Source organism: Lysobacter capsici, from assembly GCF_018732085.1.
Lineage (GTDB): Bacteria > Pseudomonadota > Gammaproteobacteria > Xanthomonadales > Xanthomonadaceae > Lysobacter > Lysobacter capsici_A.
The window spans coordinates 3,671,089-3,695,297 of sequence record NZ_CP076103.1; the positions used below are offsets into that span (position 1 = coordinate 3,671,089).

A 24,209-nucleotide genomic window follows, 5' to 3' on the forward strand; every position below is an offset into this window, starting at 1 on the left:
GGAGGGACGTCCCATGCGTTCATGCGCGCTGTCGTCGCAAGTACGAAAGCTGTTTGCCGCCGGCCTCGTGCTGGCCTGGCTGAGCGGATGCAGCACCACCACGTTCGAATCGCCGCCCAGCGGCACCCAGGTCGCCTGCGATCCTCGCCTGGTCGGCCAATGGCTCAGCGGCGAATGGACGCAGCACGACGCACGCGAACCCCGACGCGGGCATGAAGACACCGACCGGATCAGCATCCTGCCCAAGGACTGCGGATTGATCCGGCGCGACACCGGCCAGTGCCCTTCCGACCTGATCGGCTACCGCTTTTCGTACCTGCCCGATGCCACCGGCGGCTACATCGTCGCGACCGACGCCACGCTCGCGACGCAACCGGCGACGTGCCGGCGCATGCAGGAAAACGACTCGCAGGACGACGGTAAACCGCAGCGAGGCGGTTACCTGGTCCTGCGTTATGCCGTCACCCCGAATCGGATCGCCATCCACAGCATCGACACCTTGCGCGTGGCGCGGCTGATCGCCGAGGGAACGCTACCCGGCAGCATCGAAAACACCGAGTTCGCGGTCGAGGACGGCAAGATCGCCTCGGTCGGACAACTCGACGCCTTGCTGCGCGAAGCGAAAGCGAACGACGACGAGCCGCAGATCGCCGCGTCGGTGAAAGGCGGCAGCCCGCAGGTCGATGCCTTGCTGGCTTCGCGCAGGGACCTGTTCTTCGCCACACCGGGCGTCATCCTGCGCCGCGACGGCAAGACGCCGCCTGCGCCGCCTGCGCCACCGCGCAAGCCGGCGTCGAAACCATCGCCGCCCGCGAACCGGTAGCGAATCCGCCGCGTACCTGCCGCACCGCCCATAGAGCCGGCTTGCGCGAATCGCAGCGATCCGCGCAACGCCACGCACCCGTTTACGACCGCGATGCGGCTTGAACGCCCGTCGCGAGCCGCCATCTCTTTACCGAGACTCGCCATGCCTGCTCACTTCCACCCGATCGCCCGCTTGCGCGCACTGACCGCGGCCGTCGTCCTGTCCGCCTCGCTCGGCGGCTGCCTGATCGCCGAAAATCCGCCGTCGGCCGCCCTGCCCTGCGATCGCGCCCTGGTCGGCGACTGGGGCCTGATCGAGGGCGAGGCCATTCTCGGCGCGTCCACGGCGGACGCCGAGGACGGCGATTTCAGCCCGGACGACGAACGCCGCCTGCGCATCGATGCGCAATGCCGCGCCCATCTGCCGCCCCGATTCGACCTGCGCCAAGTCCAGTTGCAGGTGTTCAAGGTCGACGGCCATCGCTATCTGGGCCTGTCCTTCGCCGACGTTGCGGTGCTGCTGGCCGGTAAACAGGGTGCGCGGGACGTGGCCGACGACAGGCTCAATGCGAAATTCCCGCACACCGTGAGCCTGCTGCGTTATCGGGCCGAACCCAGGTTCCTGACCGTCGAGGTGGGCAATCCCGATCAGCTCAGGCAAGTGGTGACCGAGCGCAACGCCCGCAACGGGGCCGCCGAAGCGGACGCGCCGGACTTCCTGACCGGCGACCGCCGCGCGATTGCCCGGCAATTGCGCGATCATCCGCAACTGTTCGAGGCGCCCGGTCGCAGTACCCTTTACCGTTTCAAGCGTATATCCCCTGCTGCGCGCTGAGAGGCTGCCATGACCCTGTCGGACCCGTGCCTGCCTGTCGCCGCTCCCCGCCTCGCCGATCCTTGCTCCCCGGCGCCCGGACTCCGCCTGGGAGACCACAGCCTGCCCGGACCCGCACGCCGGCCTTGGTCATGCGCCCGCCTGCTGCGCGCCGCGCTCGCCATCGCGCTGGTCGCGCTGAGCGGCTGCGTCGCCTTCGAACGCGCGCCGGTCGAGGAACTGAGCTGCGACCCCGACCTGCCCGGCACCTGGCATCTCAAGGCCGACGGCGTGGCCAAGACCGTCCACATCGACGCGCGCTGCCACACCGAAGACTGGCCGAACATGGGCGAGCAGACCATGGCGCTGGACCTGACCGGCTTCGTCCTGGACCGCGACCGCTACATCGTCGTGCCGCCGTCCGTCGCCCAGCGCGCGATCGGCGCGCCGGGCGATGCGCTGATCAAGGGCACGCCGGCCGGTTCGGTGTTCCTGATCCTGTACCGTATCGACGAGGGCCGCGCCCGGGCCTGGCTGCCGGACTCGCAACGCGCGCTGGACGCGATGGCGGCCGGCACGCTGACCGGGCGTAAACTCGACGAGAAATTCCCGTTGATCGAAGGATCGGCGCAGGACCTGCGCACGACGCTTCAACAACACAGCGCCGTGTTGTACGACACGCAAAAGGAGGCGATCGTGCTGCAGCGCGCCGCCCCCGCCAGCAAGGATTCCAGATGACCCAACCCGCAAGCGTACGCATCGTCGAAGTCGGTCCGCGCGACGGACTGCAGAACGAGAAATCGCAGATCGCCACCGCCGACAAGATCGCGCTGATCGACCGCCTGTCGGCGACCGGGCTGCGCAGCATCGAAGCGACCAGTTTCGTAAGCCCCAAGTGGGTGCCGCAGCTCGCCGACGCGGCGCAGGTGTTCGCCGGCATCGCGCGCCGGCCCGGCGTGCATTACCCGGTGCTGGTGCCCAACGAACAAGGTTACGAGCGCGCGCGCGCGGTCGGGGTGGAGGAGATCGCGGTGTTCACCGCCGCGTCCGAGGCGTTCAACCGCACCAACATCAACGCCAGCATCGACGAGTCGCTGGCGCGGTTCGCGCCGGTGATGGCGCGGGCCCAGGCCGACGGCGTGGCGGTGCGCGGTTATGTGTCCACCGTGCTGGGTTGCCCGTACCAAGGCGAAGTGCCGGTCAGCGACGTGGTGCGGGTGGCCAAGGCCCTGCACGCGATGGGCTGCTACGAGGTTTCGCTCGGCGACACCATCGGCGTGGGCACCCCGGGCAAGGCGCGCGCGATGTTCAAGGCGGTCGCCTCCGAGGTGCCGGTGGCGGCGCTGGCGGTGCATTTCCACGACACCTACGGCCAGGCGCTGTCGAACATCCTCGCCTGCCTGGAAGAAGGCGTGGCGGTGGTCGACTCGGCCGTGTCCGGCACCGGCGGCTGCCCCTACGCCAAGGGCGCCAGCGGCAACGTCGCCAGCGAGGATGTGGTCTACATGCTGCACGGCCTGGGCATCGAGACCGGGGTGGACTTGAACGCGCTGGCCGACACCGGCCGCTGGCTGGCCGGGCTGCTCGGACGCGAGACCGGCAGCAAGGTCGGCAAGGCGCTGGCGGCCGCGTGAACGCCGACGCGCCCGCCGATCGCCCGACCCCGCCCGCCCCCGCGGCGGCGGCGGACACGACGGACGCAACGATCGCGGCGCTGCGGCGCGCACTCGACGAACCCGGCCTGAGCGACAGCCTGCGCGCGACCGTGCTCGATGCGATCGACGCGCTGCGCCGCAACGACGACTCGCTGCATCGCGCCGCCTTCGACGCGATTCCCGATCTGGTCACCGTGCTCGACGAAGTCGGCACCGTGATCGAGATCAACCGCGAAGGCACCCGCGCGCACCGGCGCGTGCGCGAGGAAATCGTCGGCCAGCCGATCCACGTGCTCAATCCCGAACTGCCGCGCGAACACCTCGCGCCGGTGTGGGAAACCTTGAACCGCGGCGAGAGCTACATCATCGAGGTCACCAACAAGCGCGGCGACGGCACCCGCTTCCCGGTCGAAGTGCATTCGGCCGGCTTCGAGCACGACGGCCAGCGCCGGATCATCGCGGTCGCGCGCGACCTCAGCAGCCGCGCCGACACCGAGATGCGTTTTCGCGAACTGGTCGAGTCGATCGACCGCGGCGTGATCGTGCAGGATCACTCGCTGCGGATCATCTACGCCAACAGCGCGGCGATGCGCCTGCTGTCGCTGCACAGCGGCATGAGCATCGCCGACGAACTCAGCTCGGGCGACTGGCTGCTGGTCGACGAACGCGGTCACGAACTGGCCGCCGACCAATACCCCTCGCAGATCGCGCTGGCCACCGGCCGCGTGGTCGACAGCACCGTGCTGGGGCTGTATCACCGCGAACGCCGCGAACTGATCTGGCTCGCGGTCACCGCGGTGCCGCAGTTCCCGCCCGGCGGCGACCGCCCGCACCAGGTGTTCGCGCTGTTCTCCAACGTCACCGCGCTCAAGCGCGACAGCGCCCTGTTCGACCGCGCCCAGGCCCTGGCCCACATCGGCGGCTGGGAATGGGACGCCGGCCGCGATCGCCTGTACCTCACCTTCGAAGCGGTGCGCATCATCGGCCGCGAAACCGCGCCGGCGCAGATCGACGATCTGCTCGAATGCCTGATGCCGCTCGATCGCCACCGCCTGCGCAACGCGCTCGAACGCACCCTCGCCGGCGGCCGCGGCATCGACCTGGAACTGCAGGGCATGCGCGCCGACGGCAGCGGTTTCTGGGTGCGCGCGATCGGCGACGCCAGCGCCGCCGATCCGGTCCGGCAAGTGCTCACCGGCACCTTGCAGGACATTACCGAACGCAAGCACGAAGAAGAACAGCTGCGCATCCAGGCGCGCAGCGATCCGCTCACCGGCCTGCTCAACCGCGACGCGGTCCAGGCCGAACTCGAACGCCGCCTGGACATCTACCCGCATTCGCCGCTGGCGGTGCTGTACATCGACCTGGACCGCTTCAAGGTGGTCAACGACGTGCTCGGCCACGCCGCCGGCGACCGCCTGCTGGCCTCGGCCGCGCGCCGCATCCGCCTCGCCGCGGGCGATCAGGCGCTGATCGCGCGCTTCGGCGGCGACGAATTCCTGCTGGTGTGTTCGCTCGACGACGATCCGCTGCGCGGCGAGCGCCTCGCCGATGCGATTCTGGACATCTTCGGCGACAGCTTCCGCGTCGACGGCGAGGAGTTCAGCATCACCGCCAGCATCGGCATCGCCCAAGCGCCGCTCGACGGCCGCACCGCGCAGCAGTTGATCCAGAGCGCCGACGTGGCCATGTACGACAGCAAGCGCCGCGGCCGCAACAGCTGGCAGGCGTTCACCCCGGAACTGGCCGAACAGCAGTTGCACCGCCTGCAACTGGAAACCCATCTGCGTCGCGCGGTCCACAACGACGAATTCCATCTGGTCTATCAGCCGCAGGTCGATCTGAGCGACGGCCGGGTGGTGGCGATCGAAGCGCTGATCCGCTGGCGCAACCGCTCGCTCGGCGAAATGCGCCCGGACCGTTTCATCGACCATGCCGAAACCACCGGCGACATCGTCGGCATCGGCGGCTGGGTCCTGCACGAAGCCTGCCGGCAACTGCGCGCCTGGCGCGACGAGGGCCTGCACATCGAGCGCGTCGCGGTCAACGTGTCCTACCGCCAGTTCCTCGGCGACGATCTGGCCAACAACGTCGGCGCCGCCCTGGCCGAATACGGCCTGCCCGGCAGCGCGCTGGAACTGGAATTCACCGAGCGGGTATTGATCGAGGACGCACCCGACACCGTACGCACCTTCACCCGCCTGCGCGAACTCGGGGTCAGCCTGTCGATCGACGATTTCGGCGAAGGCTACAGCGCCCTGAACTACCTGCGCCGCCTGCCGATCCACGGCCTCAAGCTCAGCCAGTTGTTCGTGCAAGGCGTGCCCGACAATCAATCCGACGTCGCCGTCTGCCAGGCGGTTACCGGCATCGCCCGCAGCCTGGGCCTGGGCATGGTCGCCGAGGGCGTGGAAACCGAACGCCAGCGCGCGTTCCTGCGCGAACTGGGCGTGCTGATCGGCCAGGGTTTCCTGTTCGCGCCGGGGCTGGCGCCGGACGACCTGCGCGATTACTGCCGGGCGCAGAAGCTGCTCTGAGTCGTTTGCTCGGCGATCACGCCACCGCGGACGATGCCGTCGGTACGCGTGAATACGCGATCGCTTTCAGACCACGCAGTCACTTGAGCCAAGCCCGTTTCCGTCCGCCTGTGGATATCAACCTCCGTCGCCGCTTGGGCCGCCCCCTGTAGGAGCGGCGCGAGCCGCGACTGCGCCGTCGCGCTGACCTCGCAACTTTCGTCGTAGCTGCGTTCCCGCGGTCGCGGCTTGCGCCGCTCCTACAGGTAGGCCAAGCGGCTTGCGCCTGAAGTCTTGCAGTTCATCCAACGCTGCGACGCCACTAACTCGCGAGAACAAAAGCACACCCGGAGGGCGGCGCACATGGATGTGCGCCGTGCGCCACCGAGACAGGATGTCTCGTGTGGCGCATGCCTGCGCAAGCACCGCACTTGCGGGCACTTGATTCAAAGAAAAGCGTTTTTCTTTGGTTACCTTTCTTTTGTCGCTTTTGACAAAAGAAAGTAACTCGTCCGCTTGCGGACGAAAGCTGTTGCCTTTGCCTCAAAAAGCCACGCACGCGATGCATCATGCGATCGCAACCAAACTCCGAGCACATCGCGATCTCCACCCACCGCATCCCCGCAGCACGCACTGATCGAACGCAGCACCAACGAGCGCCCGTAGCGCATACGCTAGCCCCTAGAAGCGCGCGCAAACCCACGCATAGCCGTCAACGACAGTGGCCGACCAACCCAAACCGACGTACTGTCATGACTGCGTCGCCCTTTCGGTCCCCGACCGTTTCAACTCATGACCTCCACTGCCCCGCCCCCACCGCTTAACGCGGCACAAGCATCCCTGGCCCAAGCCGAATCGCTGGTCGCGCGCATGCTGCAACTGCCGCCCGCGCTCGACAGCGCCGCGGCGGATTGGCACGAGCACCTGGCCGCCGCGTGGTTCCGCCAGATCGATGCGCTGATCGAACTCGGCCGCCCGGCCGATGTGGTCGTCGTCGCCGATGCCTTGTGCGCGCACTTCCAGGCCGATGCGGCGCAAGGCGTCGAACCCGCGTTCGCGGCCAGCCCGATCCCGACCTGGATCGCGCGCGCGCTGTACGACAAGGCGATCGCCTTGTCGGCGATGGACCGGCACGACGCCGCGCTGCAAACGCTGCAGGGCCTGCAGCAGCGTTTCGAGGGCGCGCAGGCGCCTGGGTTGCGCGAATGGCTGGCCCGCGCCGGCCTGGAAGAAGCCAGGCTGCGCGCGCATGTCGGCGCCACCTTCGCGCGCGTCGACATGGTCCGTCACTGCGATGGCTTGATCCAGCGTTTCGGCCACGACGAGCGGCTGGCCACGCGCGTGATCGTGGCGCGCATACGCGCCTGCCAGGCCGGACTGCTGGCCCAGCTCAACTACGACGAGCAGGCGCTGAGCCACTACACCGACCTGCACGAAGACCTGCGCGACGCGGTCGAACCCGAATTGCAGGAACAGGCCGCCGACGCGCTGCACGCCAAGGCGCGGCTGCTCGAAGCGCTCGGTCGCCACCAACCCTCGCGCGACGCGCTGCGCGTGCTGATCGAGCGGCATGCCGCCGCGCGCCATCCCGGCCTGCGCCAGACGCTCGCGCTGGCGCGCATGGACCAGATACACGGCCTGCAACGCGACAGCCTCCAGGACACGGCGGACGACGAGGCCGACGCGCGCGTATTCGCCGCCTGCGACGCGCTGCTGGTCGGACACGCCGACAGCACCGACACCATCGAACTTCGCTGCGTCAACCACGCACTGCGTTTGCAGGCGCAACTGCTGCGCGAACGCGACGCCGGACCGGCGCAGCTGGCGCGCGCCGAGCAACTGACGCAACAGCAATGGACCCGCTACGCCGGTCACACCGACGAGCGCATCCAGCGCGAAGTGCTGCTCGCGATGCTCGATCGCCTCGACACCCTCGACGAACCCGCGCGCGAACTGGCCGACTGCCGCCTGCTGCTGGAGCGTTTCGCCGATGCGCCGTCGCCTTTGCTGCAACCGCATCTGGCGCGCGCGCATCGGCGCCAGGCCGCCGCGTTGCACGCACTCGGCCGCGACGACGAAGCGCTGGTCGCGCTGGCCGCGCTGAGCGAACGCCACGCCGCATCCACCGACCCGGCGGTGCGCCTGCAGCTCATTCTGGGTGGCAGCGAACGCGCGCGCATCCTGCGCGCCGCCGGCGATCGAACCGCCGCGCTGGCCGCGCTCGACGCCCTGCCCGAACCGATCGGCGCGCCCGAGTTGCCGACTCGCCTCGCGCTCGCCAGGGCCATGGCCCTGCGCGCCTCGCTCTGGCTCGACGAAGCGCCCGCCGCGCAACCGCCGCGGAACGACGAGGACGACGAATCCGGCCCGCTCGCCGAACCCGCCGCGACCGACGCCCAGCTGCGCTACGCCGACGCGGTCGACGCACTGGTGCAACGTTTCGCCGACGATCCCTCGGTCGACGTGCGCGTCGTCGCCGCCAACGCGCAGTACGATCTCGCCGTGCATTGGCGCGAGCGCGGCCAGTACCAGCGCGCCGTCGATGCCTACGCGGCCTATCAGCGCGCCTTCGCGGCCGACACCGCCGCCGCGATCGAAAGCATCACCGCCGGCGCCTACCTCAATCACGCCTATGCCTTGATGATGCTGCTGCAGCGCGACGCCGAGGCCCTGGTCGTCTACGACGCGCTGATCGCGCGCTTTGCCCATGCCGCCAGCGCGCGCATGCGCGACCTCCTGGCGCGCGCCGCCGCCAGCCGCCTGACCTGCCTCAACCGATTGCAGCGCAAGGGCGTGGCGGTGAACTACGGCGATCAATACGAAGATCTGTCGTTGCAGCAGCGCGACGCGATCAGCGCCACCATCGAGCGCGGCCGCGTGCTGTCCGTCGCCGGCCAGCATCGCGATGCGATCGCCTGTTACGACCAGGTGCTGGACGCACACCTGGCCTCGCTGCACCCCGAACTGCGCCGCCAGTGCCTGGACGCGATGGTCCGCAAGGGCTACAGCCTGGGCTGCCTGGCCCAGCGCGAGGCCGCCCTGGCGGTCAACGACGAAATCATCGCCCGCTACGGCGACGAGCTGTCGACCTCGACCGAGAAGGACGTGGCGCTGGCGATGTCCAACCGCGCCGTGCAACTCGACAAGCTGGGCCGCCACGAAGAAGAAGTCCAGACCTACGACCGCATCATCCAGCGCTGGCGCGACTCCGACGTGGCCTACCTGCGCCAGCGCGTGGCCAGCGCGCGCTACTGCAAGGCGATCACCATCGCCGACGCCGATCCCGACGGCGCCCTGGCGTTGTATCAGCGCGTCATCGATACCTGCCTGCACGCACCGGAAGTCGCGATCCGCCTGCAGGCGGCGAAATCGGCGGTCAACCGCAGCGCCCGGCTGCGCAGCGCCGGCCGCTACGACGAAGCGGTGGCCTGCGGCGAAGCGCTGCTGCAGGCCTGCGGCAACGAGACCGACCAGGACATCGCCGCGCAACTGGTCAAGGCGCGCATCGGCCTGGCGCGCGCCTACGCCAAGACCGGACAAGTATCGCGCCAGAGCGAAACCCTGCGCGACTTGCTGAACCTGCCCGAGGCCGCACTCGACCAGAACCAGCGCAGCGAACTGCGCACGCAGTATCGCCAGCTGCAACCGACCGCCGGCGCGCTCGGCAAAGCCGCTTACACGCTCGGCCGCTGGTTGCGCAAGAAGCCCTGACCGGACTCAGCGCCGGCCCATCAGATCAGTCACGATGCATCGAACGCCGGCAAGACGGTCGGATCGTCGCCCGCATGGCCGCGCGGACATCGCATCGCAACGCGGCGACGGTTCGCTCGCGCAAGCGCCGCACCTCGCTCGCGCATTCGCCCATCAACTCGTCGCCAACCGGCCCGCGGCCACCGCGACCAGACCGCCGCAGACGCCTTCCACCCAGCGCCGGCGGCGATCGCTCAACGCGCCGCAGCGCCCGGTCGAGGCCAGCGCGACGCTCAACAACGCATACACCAGCGCGCACAGACCGATGAAGATCGCCGACAGCACCAGCGCCGGCCATGCCGCCGATTGGTCCGCGCGCATGAACTGCGGCAGGATCGCGAAGTAGATCATCATGCCTTTCGGATTGAGCACCGCGGTCAGAAACCCGCGCTTGAACTGAGCGTCGCCGGCGCGCGCCCGCACCTGCAGACCGCCGGCCTTAAACGCCGAGCGGATCAACTTGAAGGCGAGCCAGGCCAGGTAGGCCACGCCGATCCAGCGCAGCAATTCGAACAACAGCGGCGACGCGGCGATGATCGCCGCCAGCCCCATCGCCGCCAGCAGCGAATGCACGCCATAACCGGCGCAGACCCCGGCGGTGGCGCGCAGCCCGGCCGATGCCTTGCCGCTCAGCGCCTGCGAGGCGATGAACAACATGTCCGGCCCCGGCGTGCAGATCAGCGGGAGCACGGTGGCCGAAAACAGCAGCGTCGCAGTCAGGTCCATGAGCGGCATGATAGAGCGCGGCCCGCGCAATCGGGTTTCGTTTATTGCCGTTAATTCCTGCGGATTGGCATAAACTGCCAATAACCAAGCAATCGGCGATTCGATCATGCCAATCAAACTGGACGAACTCGACCGGCGCATCCTGCGCGCCCTGCAAGACAACGGCCGCATGCACAACACCGAGCTGGCGCAGGCCGTCGGCCTGTCGCCGTCGCCCTGCCTGCGTCGGGTGCGGTTGCTGGAAGAAGCCGGCGTGATCGAACGCTACGTCGCGGTGGTCGACCCGGCCCAGGTCGGCTTCCACCAGACCTTGTTCACCCGCGTGTGGCTCACCGCCCAGGACGCCGACACCATCGACCGTTTCATCGAAGCGATGAAGCAGCTGCCGCAGGTGATGGAGTGCTACATCATGCTCGGCGAATGCGACGCCATGCTGCGCCTGGTGGTCGCCGACCTCGACGACTACCGCCGCTTCCAGACCCAGCACCTGACCCGCGCCAACGGCATCCAGAACGTCAAGACCGACCTGCCCAGCCAGATCGTCAAGCGCAGTTACGCGCTGCCGTTGTAAGCGGCGCGCGTAACCGCCGCGTATGTCGACCGCCATCCCCCCATGACGCGCCGCGCTTGGATGCGCCTGACTTCACGCCGCGGCGACCGCGACGTTTGAACCCTCGTGCAGGACACGAATACGCGTGCGATCGACGCGATCGGCGACGCGTGGCCACGCACGATCCATCCAAGCCGCTCGCAACGCCGCGCGTTGCGCATCCGCACCCACGCCCCGCACGTCGCGGGGCATCGCATCCATCAGGAGCTCCAGCATGCCCATCACTTTGTACCGCGGCGATTCGCGGCCACCCGATCCGCTCAACCCGGCCGATCCGCCCACCGCCGCCAACAGCATCCGCGGCGCCGGCGGATTCCAGCCCCGGCAGCTCAGGCCCCTGGCGATCGGGCGCGAAGTCATCAATCGCTGCATTCCGCCGCGCGGACCGGTGCCCGACCTGGGGTACCCGGTCGACACGACCAGCCTGCAGGTGCTGCTGCGCGAGCCGAACGTCAGCCTCCTCGACGTGCTGCGCAACATCAAGGCCGAGAAGAGCCACAACACCATCCAAGTGTCGACCGATACCAGCATCGACGTCGGCGGCTATGCATCGGGCTATGTCTATCAGATGCAGTTCAATCTCAACGTCCAGACCGCGGGCCTGGGCGCGGCGGTGGCGGTCAACAACGCGACGCAACTGGCATCGGCGGTCAAGGCCAACGTGTTCTTCGACGGCGCCAGCCTGGCCACCTCGACCCTGTTTGGCATTTCCGGCGGTCCGGTCGATCCGGGCGTGGAAGCGGCCTTTCTTACCGCGATCCCGTTGGCCAATATCACCCGCTACTGCGTACCGGGCACCGCCACGCCAGGCAGCGCGACGAGGCCGTGGATCGTGTTTTGATGCGCGAGGCGTGATGCGAAGCGGTCGGCGAGTGCGGCGACAGCACGTTGAGCGTCGAGGCTGTCCGGGTATCCGGGCTTGCAAGCAGATCGCGCCTTGGTCCGAACCCGACGGTGCGCATTGAAAAGCGCACCGTCGGCCGTGTGCTTCGCTCAGCCGGCTCGTACGCCGGCGGCCATCGCTCAGCGCCGCTCGTCGAATTCCCAAAACAACTCGCTGCGCCCCAGTTCCGCGAGCCGGGCTTCGACCTCGGCTAACCACTCCGATTCCGGCCGTCGGCTGGCCCAGGCATAAGTCTGCGGCACCACGATGGGACGGTCGTCGAAGGCGGAGATCAGCGTGGTGTTGAGCGAATCGGTCGCGATAGCCGTGCGGCCGGGCACCTTGAGGGCCACTTCGCTGGCATGCCGTTCCAGCGAAGCCATCATCGCCTGCTGCGAGACCGGATCGCGCGCGACGGGTTGTTCGTAGGCCGAACACGCGACCAGGAAATCGGGCGGACGATCTTCCAGCAACGCCGCCTGCAGACGATCATGACCATCGATGATCACATACGCCTGCAGGCAATCCAGCCGCCACAGCAGTATCGGCGGCAGCGCGCCTTCGCGCGCCTTCTTGCGCCACCATTTGACCCGGCCGTCTTCGGGCGGCGACGGCGCACGCAGGTTCAACACTTGGTCGATGGGATGCTGGCCGCCCCAGTCGATGAAGAACACCGGATCGGCACGCAACGCGTCGCGCACGCCGCTGACCGGCCAGTGCCAATGATTCAAACGCAGCTTTCCGGCCTCGAACTTCCAGGCATCCGCAAGCGGACGCACGCCGATCAACATCCACAGGCCCGCATGCAGGAACGACGCGGGCCCTTCGCTCAGCGCCTGGGCGAACACGCGGCTCCAACTCGCCAGCCGCTGCGGCTGCGGCAATGCGGCATGCCGTTCGACCACGGCCGAATCCAGCGCCGAGCCAGGCACCGGCGACTCGACCGGCGCATCGCTGCGCAACAGATGAACCCCGTAACAGTCGCTGAGCACCGTGGCCCAAAAACGCGTCGCCGGCTCGCCGCCATCCGCCCGCTCCTGCACCAGGCGGATGCGCGCGTTGTGGCCGCTCTCCAGACGCAAGGCCGGCTTGCGATGACCGCCATCGTCCTCGCGGCATTCCAGCGCCAGGCCGAACCAGCGGCCCGCATCGGTCTCGATGTCTTTCCAGTACACACTCATGATCGCGCTTGGTCCATTTCCTTGAGCGGCATCTGCGGGACCGATATCGCCGCCGTCATCCCTGCCTCTGCCTGAGCCGGGCCACAAGTATCGCGATTGCGGCGCGGGCTGTCGAAGCACTCACCAAGACGACAGCGACGACGCCGCGATGGCCTCTGCAGGAGCGGCGCAAGCCGCGACATCGCAACACCGCCCACCGCGCCGCCCGCACCCGCATCGCGCGCCCGACGCAGACACGCGGCGACGATCGCCGACGCCGCGTTTCGAACTATCGAAGCCAATCGTCCAAATCGGTATCATCGATCGCACAGGGACCTGTCCGTTGGAGCACGCACCATGCCCGGCAAGACATCGAAGCCGTCGACGAAGACCGCAAGCAAGCCCGCCGCAAAAAAAGCCGCCAAGAAAGTCGTGAAGAAGGTCGCGAAGAAAGCCGTCGCCAAGACGGCCGGGCCGCGCAAGGCCACCGCCACAGCTCAACCCGACAACGCGGCCACGCCGCGCCTGCTCTCCGGCGGCAATCCGCAGATCGCGAAAGGCTACGGCGACGCGCCCGTGCAGGCCTACATCGCCGCGATGCCGGGTTGGAAAAGCGACATCGGCCGCCAGATCGATGCGCTGATCGAGCGAGCCGTTCCTGAGGTCCACAAGGCGGTCAAGTGGAACTCGCCGCTGTACGGCATCGAAGGCGAAGGCTGGTTCCTCGGCCTGCATACCTTCAACCACTACGTGAAAGTGGCCTTTTTCCGCGGTGCATCGCTCGATCCGGTCCCGCCCGGCGAATCCAAGAGCCAGGACACGCGCTACCTCAACGTGCGCGAAAACGAGCCGATCGACGAAGCCCGGTTCATCGCCTGGGTGAAGCAGGCCCGCCGCCTGCCCGGTGAGAAAATGTGAGCGGCGCCGGCCAAGCGCATGCGTAGCATGAGCCCGCGCCGGCCCCCTGCATCGCGCCGCCCCCCTCCTGACGAAGCCATCGCCATGAAGAAAGCCACCCCGCTCGACCCGGCCGCGGACGCCAGCGCGCAAACCTCCGCGTCCGAACAGATAGACGCGAAAATCCAGCAACTGGGCGATTGGCGCGGCCAGACCCTCGCGCGCATCCGCATGCTGATCAAGCAGGCCGACCCCGACGTGGTCGAGGAAGTGAAATGGCGCGGGGTACCGGTGTGGTCGCACGACGGCATCGTATGCACCGGCGAGACCTACAAGGCCGCGGTGAAGATGACCTTCGCCAAGGGCGCCTCGCTGGACGATCCCGCCGGCCTGTTCAACTCCAGTCTCGACGGCAATACCCGGCGCGCCATCGATATCCACGAAGGCGACAAGCTCGACGAGAAGGCCTTGAAAGCGTTGATCCGCGCCGCGGCGGCGCTCAATACCGCCGCGCGCGCCAAGCCCCGCCCCGGCGCGGCTGCGAAGAAAGTCGTGAAGAAGGTCGTGAAGAAAGCCGCGAAGAAAGCCGCGAAGAAAGCAAACAGCGAGTGATCCGCCTCGCGCGGCCCGCTTAGCCCGCCCGCAACATCAACACCACACCCGTGACGGCCAGCACGGCCGTCCATGCGCGAACGGGCCTGCGTCCGCGCATCCACTCAGGACGCAGCGCGATGCCGCGGCACACGCCGGTCGCGATGGCGCCGGTCGTGACCAGCATCGCCGCCAGATGCAGGCCGACCGCGGCCAACCCGAGCACGGCCGAACCGGAGGCGGTAATTTCGCGCGCCGGCGTGCCGCTCATGCAGATCGGCACCAGCGCCGGCACCAGCATCAAGCCGGCGCCGTGCGCGGTGGCCATCAGGCACGACCACAGCGCGATGCCCACGTGGCCGGTGGGCGTGCGGATGCGAAATCGCTCGGCAAGGCCCGCGCCGGCCGTATTCGCCGCGGCGCCGCGCCACCCGCGATGCAGTGCCACGCCGATGAGCAAGGCTCCGGCCACGCGCTGGACCCACGCGCGATCCATCCACAAGCCCTGCGCGAGCGCGCAGACCACGATCGCGACCGAGGCCGCGTGCCCGATCGCGATCGGCAGCAGCGCGCGCCGCGCCTGGGCGTCGTCGCGCGCATGCACGCCGCAGGCGGCGGCGAACATCCAGCCGTTCGCCGGGCTCGCTCCATGCGCAGCGCCGAGTCCGGCGATCGCCAACCAGGCCCATGCCATGTCCATGATCCGTCCTCGCCCAGGCGCTGCAGGTTCAAACCTTCGAGCAACACGCGCCCGTCGCCGGCGCCGTGCTCGCGCTCGCAGCCGGCGCGTAGCGATCGTGATGGCGCACCCAGGCCATCGGATACTCCAGCCCGTCCTCGTCGCGCCCCTTGGGCGTGAGCTCCAGCAACGCGTAGGTGTGCATCATCACTTCCACCCCGCGGCCATAACGCGAGTAGGTGTGGAAGACCGCGCCGGTCGCGTCGCGATGGAACACGCTGATGCCGGGCGCTTCCTCGTGCGGAAACGGCTGGCGAACGTAGTTGTAGTCGACCTTGCCGCTGGACAACTCGTCGTGGCTGAAGCTCACGCCGAAATCGCGATTGAAGTCGCTGCCGTGCGAAGACACCCAGCCGAACCGCCAGCCCATGCGTCGGCGGAAGCGTTCGATGTCGGCCAGCGGCGCGCGCGAGACCGCGAGCAAGGTGACGTCGCGCTGCGCCAGATGCACATTGGCGCCGTCGTGGTGATCGGCCATGTAGGAGCAGCTCTTGCACCCCTGCTCCCAGCCCGGCGCGAACATGAAGTGCTGCACCAGCAACTGGCTGCGCCCGTCGAACAGGTCGGCGAGGCCGCGCGGCCCATCGAGGGTCTCGAAGACGTACTCCTTTTCGACCCGCACCCACGGCAGCGCGCGGCGCTCGCGCGCGATCTCGTCCTGCAGGCGGGTGAGTTCCTTTTCGCGCGCCAACAGCGTCTTGCGTGCGGCGAGCCATTGCTGCGTGGATACGATCGGATGATCGGTCGCGTTCGATCCGGCGATTACGGTGTTCATGCGGTGCTCCTGGGCCCGATGGGCCTTCGTGGTGGGACGCCCGCCCGATCGCGGGCAAGGCATCGCCGTCTCCGGTCGGTCGACCGGATGGGCATGGCGGATGGGGAAGCCGCCGGCAGGCGGCTGGATCGATGACGAATCGCGCGTCAGCGCATTCGCCGCGATGGGCGGCCGCGTCGCACGCGGCGCATCGCCCGAAGCCTTATCGCGTCGCCGATTTCGGCCGGCGCACCGCGCGGACCTTGCCGCTGGACCCGCCGCCGCAATAGAACAGATCCGCGCCGTCGGATTCGAGCCCGCTCACGCCGATGCCGTGCGGCAATTCCAGGCGTTCGAGCACCTCGCCGTTGTCCGGATCGATGCGGCGCAGTTCGTTGTCGTCGCCGTCCCAGGTCGCGTGCCACAGCTCGCCGTCGACCCAGGTCACGCCGGTGACGAAACGGTTGGATTCGATCGTGCGCAGGACCGCGCCGGTGGCCGGATCGATCCGATGGATCTTGCGATCGCGGTACTGCCCCACCCACAGGCTGCCCTCGGCCCAGGTCAGGCCGGAATCGCCGCCGTTGCCCGGCGCGGGAATCGACGCCACCACCGCGCCGGTGGCCGGATCGATCTTGTCGATGCGCGCTTCGGCGATCTGATACAGATGGGTGCCGTCGAACGCGGTGCCCGCATGCGCGGCGCAATCGAGCGTGCGCACGACCTCACCGCTGTCGGGGTCGAACGCCAGCACGTTCGCCTCGGTCGCGGCCCACACGCGCTGGCCGTCGTGGGTGACGCCGTGAATCCGCTCGGCGCCGTCGAACGGGCCGTATTCGCGCACGATTTCGGCCGCGCGGGTCGGGATTTGCCGGGTTGCGTTGTCGTTGCTGCTCATGGTTCCTCTCCTGGGGCGCTCAGGGCGGCGCCGTGAGATCAATCTACTCAGGCGGCAGCGCGGCCGGGAGTAACAAGATCGTCGTGAATCCCACCAGCGGCGGCGCCAGCCAGCGCTGTGCGCGCGCATGGCCGATCGAGCGCACCTGCGCGGCCGCCTCCAGTTCGACCAGCGCGCGCTGGACCGTGCGCTGGCTGTCGCCCAGGGCCAGCGCCAATGCCGAGGTCGACCAGGCCGCGCCGTCGCCGAGCAAGGCCAGCAGCGACGCCTGATCGCCGTCGATCGGCGGCATCAGCACGGCCACGGTCCGGCCTTCGCGCGCGACGAGTTCGAAACCGCGTGCGGTGGCCTCGATGGCCGCCATCGGAGCGACCGACGCACGCAGCCGGCCGATCTCCACGCGCAGGCGCGCGCGATGGGTTTCGTCGGGATGCCGGGTGCGGAACACGCGCGCGATCAACGCATTGCGCTCGACATCGCCGGGCCAGCCTTCGGCCAACGCGCACAACAACGCGAACAACACCGGCCGCCGCGCAAGCGACTGCCAATGATCGCCGACGCGCAGGCCGCGCCGGCAGGCATCGACCACCAGCGCATCCGAGGCCAGCAAGGCTTCGACCTGATCCAGCCGCAGCGGCTGCTCATGCCCGGCGTGGATGGTGCGCGCGGCGCAGCGCTCGAGCGCGGCCTGCGCCTCGGCGACTTCGGCGATCAAGGCCGGCACGCGCGCGCGCCGCGCCGCCTCGAAGGCGCGCGCCAACGCCGCCCGCGCCACCGCCGTGCGCAGCGAGCGCAAGGCCAGTTCGGCGGTCGCCAGTTCGGCCACCGCCGCCAACGATGGCGGCAGGCCCGATGCGTCGAGCCCGGCCAATGATGCCGCGGCCTCGTCGAGACGACCGAGCAGAAGCTGCCGCCGCACCGCGATCAGGCGCGCCTGCATGGCATTGGCGCGATCGTTGCGTGTCTCCAGCGCGGCCGCAGCGTCGGCGAGCAGCTTCGGCGAGCCGCCCAGATCGCGCATGGCCAGCGCGACCTCCGCCTCGGCGACCACGCAACGCGCGCGCGCCAGCGCTTCGCGCGCACCGAAGCCGCGTGCGGCGCGACGCAGCAACTCGCGGGCGCGCGGATAGTCGCCCAGCTGCGCCATCGCGATCCCGCGCAGGGCGAGCGCCGGCGGGTCGTCGCGCAACGCGATCCGGTCCAGGGCGCCGAGCGCGTCGCCGACGGCCAGTGCGCGCCCCGCGGCGACGATCAGGGAATCCATGGTGGCAGTCTACTGCGCGTCGCGCCAAGGGCGAGGCCGCGACGTGCGAATCGGATCACGCCGCGCGCAGGTGCCGCGCGCGCGGCGGCGCTGAACCGTTCACCGCATCGGTCCGTTTCGATCCTTCAACGGCAATGGGTATTGCCGTAGGCATCCGTGCTGCACCGGCGGGTGGAGCCGTCGCTGTGACGGTAGGTCGTGTTGCCGTAGCGATCGGTGGTCGCGCGCGTGGTCGTGCCGTCGCTGTGGCGATAGGTGGTGTTGCCGTAGCTGTCGGAGCGTCCGCGCGTGACCGAGCCGTCGCTGTGACGCAGATAGGTGTTGCCATAGCCGTCAGCGCTTGCGCGCGTGCTCGTGCCATCGCTGCGGCGATAGGTGGTGTTGCCGTACCCGTCGGACCGGGCACGCGTGGTCGTGCCGTCGCTGTTGCGGCAATCGGTCCTGCCGTAGCCGTCGCTGGAGCAGCGCGTCGGCCCGGCCGTGGCGGCACCGGCGGCGAACAACAGCGACAGCGCCCCTACGAGTCGTTTCACGCGGATGCCCTGTAAGTGGATGGCCTGGCGTGCATCAAGCCACGATCACGGCCGGCTCGCTTTGCGCAATTCGGTGATCCGGGCCTTGAGCGCCGCATCGCCGGGATTCGTCGCAAGCAAGGCGTCGGCGAATTTCGCCGCCGGCGCGGACGGTCCTTCGAACGCGTCCGACGCCATGCCCAGCAAGGCCTGCCGGCCGCCGTCGTCGAGCCGACCGGCCGCATTCAATTCGTCCATCAGCGCGATCGCTTGATCGACCAGTCGTCCACGCACATAAATCTGCGCCAAGGTCAGCCGCAAAGGCGCGTTACCGGGATTCTTCGCCAGCACCTTGTCGCCCAGCGCGACCGCCTTCGCCGGGTCCTTGCCGTTCGACAGATAGGCCATCACCAGCAAGGCCATGCCTTCGCTGTCGCTGCCGCGCTCGGCGAGCATCGCATCGATCAGCGTGTCCGCCTCGCCCATCTGGCCGGCGCTGATGTACACCGAGGCCAGCAGGAGCTCGCCGCCGCGCTTCTTGTCGCCGTCCGCCGCGCCGAACCGCGCGATGGCCTGCTGGATCGCCACGATGGACTGCCGATAGCGTCCCATCGCGTTGAGCACATTGCCCTTGATCAGCCACACCGTGGGATCGTGGGTGCGCGTCTGCGACTCGAACCGCTCCAGCAGGGCCAAGGCCTTCGCCGGGTCGGTCTTCGACAAGGCCTGCGCCAGCATCAGCATCGACTGGAAATGATCGTCGTTGTCGAGCGCATCGGCCTCGACGGCGCGGGTGAGATAGTCAATGACGACGGGGTCGTCCACGCGATCGGCCGCGAAGCCGCCGACCATGTTGGCGACGGCGCGCTCGTAGGCGCTGATCGACCGATCGGCCAGGATGGCATCGGCCGACGCGCGCAGCTGCGGATAGACATCGGCCCGACCGAGCGCATCCTGGCGCTTGAACTCGTCGCGCAAGGCCTGCACCTTCGCGGTCATCCGCGGCGAAGACGCCGACGGCGCTGGCGCCTTGCGTGTCGCGTCGGGGTAAATGGGCTGCTTGTTCTCGGCCGATGCCGATGCCGACACTGATACCGATGAAGACCGGCCTTGGTCCATGCCGGGGCGCGCCGATACATCGGCGATGACCAACAGCAGCAGCGCCGAAACGGCGGCGCTCAGGCAATGGCCATGCGTGGGTTTTGACATTGCTCCTCCCATGAGTCGATTCAAGAACGGTCAGGCGATAGACAGGCTGATTCATCGTCCAACGGCAATGCATACCCGAACGCCGTTGAATTTCGCCGGGCGATGGCCCAAAGCTCCGGCCCGATGCGCCAGTCTCGTTCGCAGTCGCCAGGGCCGGCGAAATACAGCACCGAGTGGAGGTGAGTCGCGATATCGCGTTCCAGCAGCTGCAACGTCCGCGGCCATTGCGGCCATTGCGCCAAGCGACGATCGGCGAACTCGAACGAATTGAGCACGACCGCCATGAGCACGAAGCGCTCATCCTCGTCCAACTCGCCCGCCTCATAGACCGCCAGGAACTCATCGATACGCTCGGGGTCTGCCCACTCGGCCTCGGGGTCCTGCAGCGAGGGATGGGTGACGAATCCGAACCGAACGGCAATCCGTTCAAGCGCCGCGGCCGTGGGATGCCGCCACAAATGCTCCGGGACGTCCATATCGCCACGCATCCTGAGGTTTCGCTCCATCGAGCCGATACCGGGAAAGTAACGGACCGTCTTGCGCGGCGCCAGTCGGCGTCCACGAGCCGGACATTCACGCAAACGACAAAGACAGACGGCGCGCAGGGCGCGTGACCGCGGCAGCGAACTTGCAAGCGGATTTTCTGATTCAATGCGCCGGCACGTCGCGCCTGACCCAGGCGCCGAGCCACAGGAGATTGATCGTGGGCTGGGCCAGGACCTACATCGCCCGATTGCAGGCCGGCGAGACCGTGGCGTTTCGTCCCACCGGCGGCTCGATGACCGGCAAGATCGAATCCGGGCAACTGTGCACCGTGGCCCCGGTCGATACCGCCACACTCCGCGTCGGCGACATCGTCCTGTGCCGTGTGGACAGCAACGATTACCTGCATCTGGTGAAGGCGATCGACGCCGGGCAATTCCAGATCGGCAACAACCGCGGCTTCATCAACGGCTGGATTGCGGCTTCGGCGATCTTCGGCAAGTGCGTCCGGATTGAGCCGTAGATCGCGACGACACGGCGGCTCGCTCGGCCCGAGTCGGAATGCCCTGCCCCACGCCGCGCTCAATCTTCGCCTTGCTGTTCAAGCGTTCGCCTCTCGCGGATCGCAATGGCCTGCTGGTTTTGACTCCGCCGTCCAGGTGCGGGATCAGGCGTCGTTCCGTACGCGCTATTGCCCAGGGATCGGCCAGACATAGACCAGTCGGACCCCTTGCTCCCCGCCGACTTCGATCTGGTAGTCGCCCTTGGGAAAGTCCGCAAACATGCCGGCCTCAAGGCTTGCGTTCCAGGCACCCACCGTTTTGACGCAGGCGCCCGACAGTACGTAGAGCCTGCCTGCCATGCTTACGCCGGGAACGACGATGTGGGCCTCGTAGCTTTTAGGACTGATTCGATACTGCGAGGACGGCACGTGAAGCGCGCGGATGGCCTCTAGCGTGAGCGGGATCGAGCAGACATCGCTCCAACGTTGAGCATTCTCAGTCATGGGCGCGTTGTGCCTGGTTATTGAGCGAAGGCAAAGCGCACGGCGAGTGCGACAGGGGCAAGATCGGGTGGCAGCTCACAGGCCCACACCCGACTAAAGCTGCCACAAGCCGTGATCGTTGCCGCCCTGCAGGTAAATGGCGAAGGTTCCGTGTCCGGGGATCAGCATGGGCTCAACCGCGATCTGACCGCCCGCCTCCACCACTGCGGCGACCGCGGCCTCGATGTCCTTCACCAACCAATAGGGCCGAACGACCGGCGCCTCGGTCGTGCGCAGCGGCGCGCGCACTCCGACCAAGCCGCCACCCGCCAACGGCGCGGTGCGCGCGTTGCCGAGGCTCGCGTCGGATTCGCCGAACTGCACGCCATGGGTCGATGCGTAGGCGACGCATACGGCGTCGACTTCGGCGGTCACGATTTCGAGATAGTGGATTCGCATGGGGTTGCATCCTGCACTGGTTGGAATATCGGCCGCTCTTTGCTGAGGCTTGGCGCGGTTTGTCGAACTGCAGTTGCTCCCACTGATACCTCTAGGGCGGGATTTGCTTAGAAAACAATACTCTGACTCCAGTTTCGCATACGCGACGCGTAAGCCCGCTAAGGCGCATCTCCATCAACACGCGGCCGACGAAACCAAAGCTCTCTCTGCCTTCCCTTGTATTCAAGTATTGCCTGCTCAATCTGCCTGCCTTTTAACCCATTCCTTTTGAACCTCTTCGTCAGAACGCGGTTGTACAGGCGAGGCCAAACCGGGAAAGTAGCGGAGCTTGGAACTTCAACAACAACAGCAGGCTTACCAAAGCCCTCTGACGCTGTCAGGCCGCACTTGGAAGACTGTAGATAGGCGCCCCTAACGCTCAAAATCCAATCCACAACATAACCATTCTTCTCAACAGGAAAAGCCAAATACACGCAAACCTCAACCGGTCTTGAAAAAGCTAACTTCAAGTAGACACAAGATCTACCAATCAAATTCCATGTCCAAGTGCAAACAACATCACCCGGCACTGAGGCGGTGCCATGAACCTCGATCAACCTCTCCAAATCCGGACATCCAGAGCAATCGATCGTTAAGAACGGCAAGAACCTACCATCATTAACAAGAGGGTTAGCAATAGCTCCCACCTGTAGGATTTGAATTGTTGGCGAACTCATTTACCCTCCTGCTGTTTCATGACGATATGACTCTCGATTGAAACTTTATGCCCTGACCACGTAGTCGCCACAACCTCGTACCGGTCTATCAACAATTTCTCGATCCAGGACTTTGGCAATCGAAAAGTGATCCAGCCAGAAGAAGTTGTACGCGCTTGCAGATTCAATGGAACTCCCAACAACAACAACTCAGATTCAGGAGGCATTTCCTGCTCAGGCTGGAGACGCACTTGAGCACCCTGTCCAGACATGTCAAATCCATGCACTATTAGTTCGAAGCGCTCTACAGCAGTAGGATTGCTTGAGGCATTAGTATACGAACACGAAAATGATATGAACTCTGCCCCACAATGCTCCCATCTAAAAGCGTTTATCAAATACGCTCGCAGCAACTCCCTTTTTGAAGCCGCCTCTTCCTCTGACAGCGCAAGAGTTCGCTTGGCACTACGCGCACTACTCCAAGCCCAGTATGCCGAGGCGAGAGCTGCCACGGCCGACAAGATAGATATCTTTAGTTCAAGCGTCATAGTTTTCACCCACACAAATTTTCATGGCCAGCACGAGCACTTGCGCGCGTCGTCATTGATCGCGCATTACTCCGGCATCACTCATAACAATTCAATCCCGATAGAAAATTACTTATCGCCCCAAATCCACTAATAGGCACTTCAAGGCCCATTAGCAGCAGGCATTAAGAAAACCACGACCCGCGCCCCTTGACAACCGCCACGGGCAAAGGGATGCTCGCTCTTGGAGCCTCGAAACTCCACTTACAGCGGTAGCCACCTCCGATAAACCGGTGGCTTTTTTGCGCCCGCGTTTCGGGGTGCAAGCCGGCGCATGTTCTGCGTCGGGAGGGCGGCTAATACAACACCCGTAAGGGGAATACGCCCGCCGGCTGTAAGCGGTTTCGAGCCTCCCGACTTCCCGCCTGCGACTGAGCGCAGCGCGGGCCCTGGTGTTGTGTCCTAGGAACAAGGAGTGCCCTATGCCCCCGAAGGCTTCGTCCGCCGGCGATCTGGACAGTTTCAGTGTGTCGCTGCCGCTGAATGCGTTTTTCGAATTGCGGGAGTTTCAGGATCAATTGCTGAGCGCGGCCCGCACGCTCGACCCGGCTACGTCCCCCTGCCCCGCCACGCGTCCGCACGAGCAGTCGCGACATCGCGCGCTGGCGTCGGTGTTCCGGACCTGGGCGGATCAGGTCGACCGCAGCCTGGAATCGGTGCGGCCGGCCTGACGGTGACCGCAGGCTCGACCGTCGTCGCTGGCGGCGGCGGTCGCGCTGCGCAAATGGCGGGGTTTGGGATGTGGAGGAGCGGCTGTCGGGCGTCCCGGCCGGGCATCGGCCGAAAAAGTTTCGGGTTCGGGCCGTTGCGGCGCGCGCGTGTGCCTGATTGCTGCATCCATGGCACGCGATAGGCGGCGGTTGCGGGTTGGGACCGCAGGCGGCGCGTCGGCGGCCGCGGGCGCAAGGTTCGCGACTGGGGCCGCAAGGCTTTGAGAGCCGGCCGCAAGGTTCCGAGCCTTGCGAATGGGGCGCAAAGGCTTGCCATCGCAAGGGTCTGAGCCTTGCGCGCAAGCATGAAGGCTTGCGCGCGGAGCGTCGCGCCTTGCGTTTGGGATCGCGAGCCTTGCGGTCCGAGCGTGGAGGTCTGCGATCGCAAGCCCCGGAGCCTTGCGACCGAGCCCGAAGGCTTGCGCGCGATGCTTGGAGGCTTGCGCGCCGGCATCGGGGCTGCGCACGCAAGGGTGCATGCGGTGTGCGCAAGCTTTCGGGGGCGTGA

The 24,209-nt window shown here is 67.1% G+C and carries 24 protein-coding genes; 12 read left to right on the plus strand and 12 right to left on the minus strand.

What is annotated here, in order from left to right; all coding sequences use genetic code 11:
• Positions 1-13: 13 nt before the first annotated feature.
• The 6 genes from KME82_RS15195 (at position 14) to KME82_RS15220 (ending at position 9,500) form a co-directional block, all read left to right on the plus strand.
• On the plus strand, positions 14-823 hold the full coding sequence (locus KME82_RS15195) for a hypothetical protein (RefSeq protein WP_215494804.1): 810 nt from the start codon (positions 14-16) through the stop codon (positions 821-823).
• 93 nt (positions 824-916) lie between these two features.
• Complete coding sequence (locus KME82_RS15200) at positions 917-1,639, plus strand: hypothetical protein (RefSeq protein ID WP_215494805.1); 723 nt, start codon at positions 917-919, stop codon at positions 1,637-1,639.
• 9 nt (positions 1,640-1,648) lie between these two features.
• Complete coding sequence (locus tag KME82_RS15205) at positions 1,649-2,356, plus strand: hypothetical protein (RefSeq protein WP_215494806.1); 708 nt, start codon at positions 1,649-1,651, stop codon at positions 2,354-2,356.
• Entirely contained in the window at positions 2,353-3,252 is a 900-nt protein-coding gene (locus KME82_RS15210; protein ID WP_215494807.1) for a hydroxymethylglutaryl-CoA lyase, read from the plus strand. Before KME82_RS15205 ends, KME82_RS15210 begins: the two co-directional genes overlap by 4 nt.
• Positions 3,249-5,810, plus strand: coding sequence for a sensor domain-containing protein (locus KME82_RS15215; protein WP_252255341.1), 2,562 nt, complete (start codon positions 3,249-3,251; stop codon positions 5,808-5,810). Before KME82_RS15210 ends, KME82_RS15215 begins: the two co-directional genes overlap by 4 nt.
• A 771-nt stretch (positions 5,811-6,581) precedes the next feature.
• Positions 6,582-9,500, plus strand: a complete 2,919-nt coding sequence (locus KME82_RS15220; RefSeq protein ID WP_215494808.1) for a hypothetical protein — start codon at positions 6,582-6,584, stop codon at positions 9,498-9,500.
• A gap of 153 nt (positions 9,501-9,653) precedes the next feature.
• Here the strand turns inward: KME82_RS15220 and KME82_RS15225 are convergent, their stop codons facing one another.
• On the minus strand, positions 9,654-10,373 hold the full coding sequence (locus tag KME82_RS15225; RefSeq protein ID WP_252255342.1) for a LysE family translocator: 720 nt from the start codon (positions 10,371-10,373) through the stop codon (positions 9,654-9,656).
• Here KME82_RS15225 and KME82_RS15230 point away from each other — a divergent pair.
• Positions 10,372-10,836: an Lrp/AsnC family transcriptional regulator gene (locus KME82_RS15230; protein ID WP_215494809.1), complete on the plus strand. Its 465-nt coding sequence runs from the start codon at positions 10,372-10,374 to the stop codon at positions 10,834-10,836. The genes KME82_RS15225 and KME82_RS15230 overlap by 2 nt on opposite strands.
• A 72-nt stretch (positions 10,837-10,908) precedes the next feature.
• Here KME82_RS15230 and KME82_RS15235 read toward each other — a convergent pair whose 3' ends face one another.
• On the minus strand, positions 10,909-11,091 hold the full coding sequence (locus tag KME82_RS15235) for a hypothetical protein (protein ID WP_215494810.1): 183 nt from the start codon (positions 11,089-11,091) through the stop codon (positions 10,909-10,911).
• Between KME82_RS15235 and KME82_RS15240 the strand changes: the two genes are divergently transcribed.
• Entirely contained in the window at positions 11,090-11,716 is a 627-nt protein-coding gene (locus tag KME82_RS15240; RefSeq protein ID WP_215494811.1) for a hypothetical protein, read from the plus strand. The genes KME82_RS15235 and KME82_RS15240 overlap by 2 nt on opposite strands.
• A 182-nt stretch (positions 11,717-11,898) precedes the next feature.
• Here the strand turns inward: KME82_RS15240 and KME82_RS15245 are convergent, their stop codons facing one another.
• On the minus strand, positions 11,899-12,939 hold the full coding sequence (locus tag KME82_RS15245; protein ID WP_215494812.1) for a hypothetical protein: 1,041 nt from the start codon (positions 12,937-12,939) through the stop codon (positions 11,899-11,901).
• Between the two features lie 96 nt (positions 12,940-13,035).
• Here KME82_RS15245 and KME82_RS26620 point away from each other — a divergent pair, with 96 nt between their 5' ends.
• Together KME82_RS26620 and KME82_RS15255 are read left to right on the plus strand one after the other, a co-directional pair.
• Positions 13,036-13,836 carry a DUF1801 domain-containing protein gene (locus KME82_RS26620; protein WP_252255343.1) on the plus strand — a complete coding sequence of 267 codons (801 nt, stop codon included), beginning with the start codon at positions 13,036-13,038 and terminating at the stop codon, positions 13,834-13,836.
• A gap of 84 nt (positions 13,837-13,920) precedes the next feature.
• The gene (locus tag KME82_RS15255; RefSeq protein WP_215494813.1) at positions 13,921-14,427 is read left to right on the plus strand and encodes a DUF1801 domain-containing protein; all 507 of its coding nucleotides are present in this window, start codon (positions 13,921-13,923) and stop codon (positions 14,425-14,427) included.
• Positions 14,428-14,446: 19 nt separating this feature from the next.
• Here KME82_RS15255 and KME82_RS15260 read toward each other — a convergent pair whose 3' ends face one another.
• The 7 genes from KME82_RS15260 to KME82_RS15290 form a co-directional block, all read right to left on the minus strand.
• Positions 14,447-15,031 carry a hypothetical protein gene (locus KME82_RS15260; RefSeq protein ID WP_215494814.1) on the minus strand — a complete coding sequence of 195 codons (585 nt, stop codon included), beginning with the start codon at positions 15,029-15,031 and terminating at the stop codon, positions 14,447-14,449.
• Between the two features lie 103 nt (positions 15,032-15,134).
• On the minus strand, positions 15,135-15,920 hold the full coding sequence (locus KME82_RS15265; RefSeq protein ID WP_215494815.1) for a DUF899 domain-containing protein: 786 nt from the start codon (positions 15,918-15,920) through the stop codon (positions 15,135-15,137).
• 202 nt (positions 15,921-16,122) lie between these two features.
• The gene (locus KME82_RS15270) at positions 16,123-16,797 is read right to left on the minus strand and encodes a PQQ-binding-like beta-propeller repeat protein (protein ID WP_252255345.1); all 675 of its coding nucleotides are present in this window, start codon (positions 16,795-16,797) and stop codon (positions 16,123-16,125) included.
• Positions 16,798-16,840: 43 nt separating this feature from the next.
• Positions 16,841-18,061, minus strand: coding sequence for a helix-turn-helix domain-containing protein (locus KME82_RS15275; RefSeq protein ID WP_215494816.1), 1,221 nt, complete (start codon positions 18,059-18,061; stop codon positions 16,841-16,843).
• 125 nt (positions 18,062-18,186) lie between these two features.
• Complete coding sequence (locus tag KME82_RS15280; protein ID WP_215494817.1) at positions 18,187-18,594, minus strand: hypothetical protein; 408 nt, start codon at positions 18,592-18,594, stop codon at positions 18,187-18,189.
• A gap of 45 nt (positions 18,595-18,639) precedes the next feature.
• Positions 18,640-19,782, minus strand: coding sequence for a tetratricopeptide repeat protein (locus tag KME82_RS15285; protein WP_215494818.1), 1,143 nt, complete (start codon positions 19,780-19,782; stop codon positions 18,640-18,642).
• Positions 19,783-19,802: 20 nt separating this feature from the next.
• Positions 19,803-20,258 (minus strand): hypothetical protein, encoded by a 456-nt coding sequence (locus KME82_RS15290; protein WP_215494819.1) that lies wholly within the window; start codon positions 20,256-20,258, stop codon positions 19,803-19,805.
• Positions 20,259-20,410: 152 nt separating this feature from the next.
• Here KME82_RS15290 and KME82_RS15295 point away from each other — a divergent pair, with 152 nt between their 5' ends.
• Complete coding sequence (locus tag KME82_RS15295; protein WP_215494820.1) at positions 20,411-20,788, plus strand: S24 family peptidase; 378 nt, start codon at positions 20,411-20,413, stop codon at positions 20,786-20,788.
• Between the two features lie 165 nt (positions 20,789-20,953).
• Here KME82_RS15295 and KME82_RS15300 read toward each other — a convergent pair whose 3' ends face one another.
• Both KME82_RS15300 and KME82_RS15305 read right to left on the minus strand, forming a co-directional pair.
• Entirely contained in the window at positions 20,954-21,271 is a 318-nt protein-coding gene (locus KME82_RS15300; protein ID WP_215494821.1) for a hypothetical protein, read from the minus strand.
• A 93-nt stretch (positions 21,272-21,364) separates the two neighbouring features.
• Positions 21,365-21,709: a VOC family protein gene (locus KME82_RS15305; protein ID WP_215494822.1), complete on the minus strand. Its 345-nt coding sequence runs from the start codon at positions 21,707-21,709 to the stop codon at positions 21,365-21,367.
• A 1,704-nt stretch (positions 21,710-23,413) separates the two neighbouring features.
• Here KME82_RS15305 and KME82_RS15310 point away from each other — a divergent pair.
• Positions 23,414-23,662 (plus strand): XAC0095 family protein, encoded by a 249-nt coding sequence (locus KME82_RS15310; RefSeq protein WP_215494823.1) that lies wholly within the window; start codon positions 23,414-23,416, stop codon positions 23,660-23,662.
• Positions 23,663-24,209 lie beyond the last annotated feature (547 nt).

What these genes read in the sequence shown, in the direction of transcription:
- KME82_RS15310 (WP_215494823.1), top strand. Translation starts at nt 23,414, where the DNA reads ATGCCCCCGAAGGCTTCGTCCGCCGGCGATCTGGACAGTTTCAGTGTG.
- KME82_RS15230 (WP_215494809.1), top strand. Translation starts at nt 10,372, where the DNA reads ATGCCAATCAAACTGGACGAACTCGACCGGCGCATCCTGCGCGCCCTG.
- KME82_RS15290 (WP_215494819.1), bottom strand. Translation starts at nt 20,258, where the DNA reads ATGGACGTCCCGGAGCATTTGTGGCGGCATCCCACGGCCGCGGCGCTT.
- KME82_RS15220 (WP_215494808.1), top strand. Translation starts at nt 6,582, where the DNA reads ATGACCTCCACTGCCCCGCCCCCACCGCTTAACGCGGCACAAGCATCC.
- KME82_RS15275 (WP_215494816.1), bottom strand. Translation starts at nt 18,061, where the DNA reads ATGGATTCCCTGATCGTCGCCGCGGGGCGCGCACTGGCCGTCGGCGAC.
- KME82_RS15285 (WP_215494818.1), bottom strand. Translation starts at nt 19,782, where the DNA reads ATGTCAAAACCCACGCATGGCCATTGCCTGAGCGCCGCCGTTTCGGCG.
- KME82_RS15210 (WP_215494807.1), top strand. Translation starts at nt 2,353, where the DNA reads ATGACCCAACCCGCAAGCGTACGCATCGTCGAAGTCGGTCCGCGCGAC.
- KME82_RS15265 (WP_215494815.1), bottom strand. Translation starts at nt 15,920, where the DNA reads ATGAACACCGTAATCGCCGGATCGAACGCGACCGATCATCCGATCGTA.
- KME82_RS15255 (WP_215494813.1), top strand. Translation starts at nt 13,921, where the DNA reads ATGAAGAAAGCCACCCCGCTCGACCCGGCCGCGGACGCCAGCGCGCAA.
- KME82_RS15200 (WP_215494805.1), top strand. Translation starts at nt 917, where the DNA reads ATGCGGCTTGAACGCCCGTCGCGAGCCGCCATCTCTTTACCGAGACTC.
- KME82_RS15235 (WP_215494810.1), bottom strand. Translation starts at nt 11,091, where the DNA reads ATGCTGGAGCTCCTGATGGATGCGATGCCCCGCGACGTGCGGGGCGTG.
- KME82_RS15305 (WP_215494822.1), bottom strand. Translation starts at nt 21,709, where the DNA reads ATGCGAATCCACTATCTCGAAATCGTGACCGCCGAAGTCGACGCCGTA.
- KME82_RS15225 (WP_252255342.1), bottom strand. Translation starts at nt 10,373, where the DNA reads ATGATCGAATCGCCGATTGCTTGGTTATTGGCAGTTTATGCCAATCCG.
- KME82_RS15260 (WP_215494814.1), bottom strand. Translation starts at nt 15,031, where the DNA reads ATGTTCGCCGCCGCCTGCGGCGTGCATGCGCGCGACGACGCCCAGGCG.
- KME82_RS15195 (WP_215494804.1), top strand. Translation starts at nt 14, where the DNA reads ATGCGTTCATGCGCGCTGTCGTCGCAAGTACGAAAGCTGTTTGCCGCC.
- KME82_RS15245 (WP_215494812.1), bottom strand. Translation starts at nt 12,939, where the DNA reads ATGAGTGTGTACTGGAAAGACATCGAGACCGATGCGGGCCGCTGGTTC.
- KME82_RS15240 (WP_215494811.1), top strand. Translation starts at nt 11,090, where the DNA reads ATGCCCATCACTTTGTACCGCGGCGATTCGCGGCCACCCGATCCGCTC.
- KME82_RS15270 (WP_252255345.1), bottom strand. Translation starts at nt 16,797, where the DNA reads ATGAGCAGCAACGACAACGCAACCCGGCAAATCCCGACCCGCGCGGCC.
- KME82_RS15300 (WP_215494821.1), bottom strand. Translation starts at nt 21,271, where the DNA reads ATGACTGAGAATGCTCAACGTTGGAGCGATGTCTGCTCGATCCCGCTC.
- KME82_RS15205 (WP_215494806.1), top strand. Translation starts at nt 1,649, where the DNA reads ATGACCCTGTCGGACCCGTGCCTGCCTGTCGCCGCTCCCCGCCTCGCC.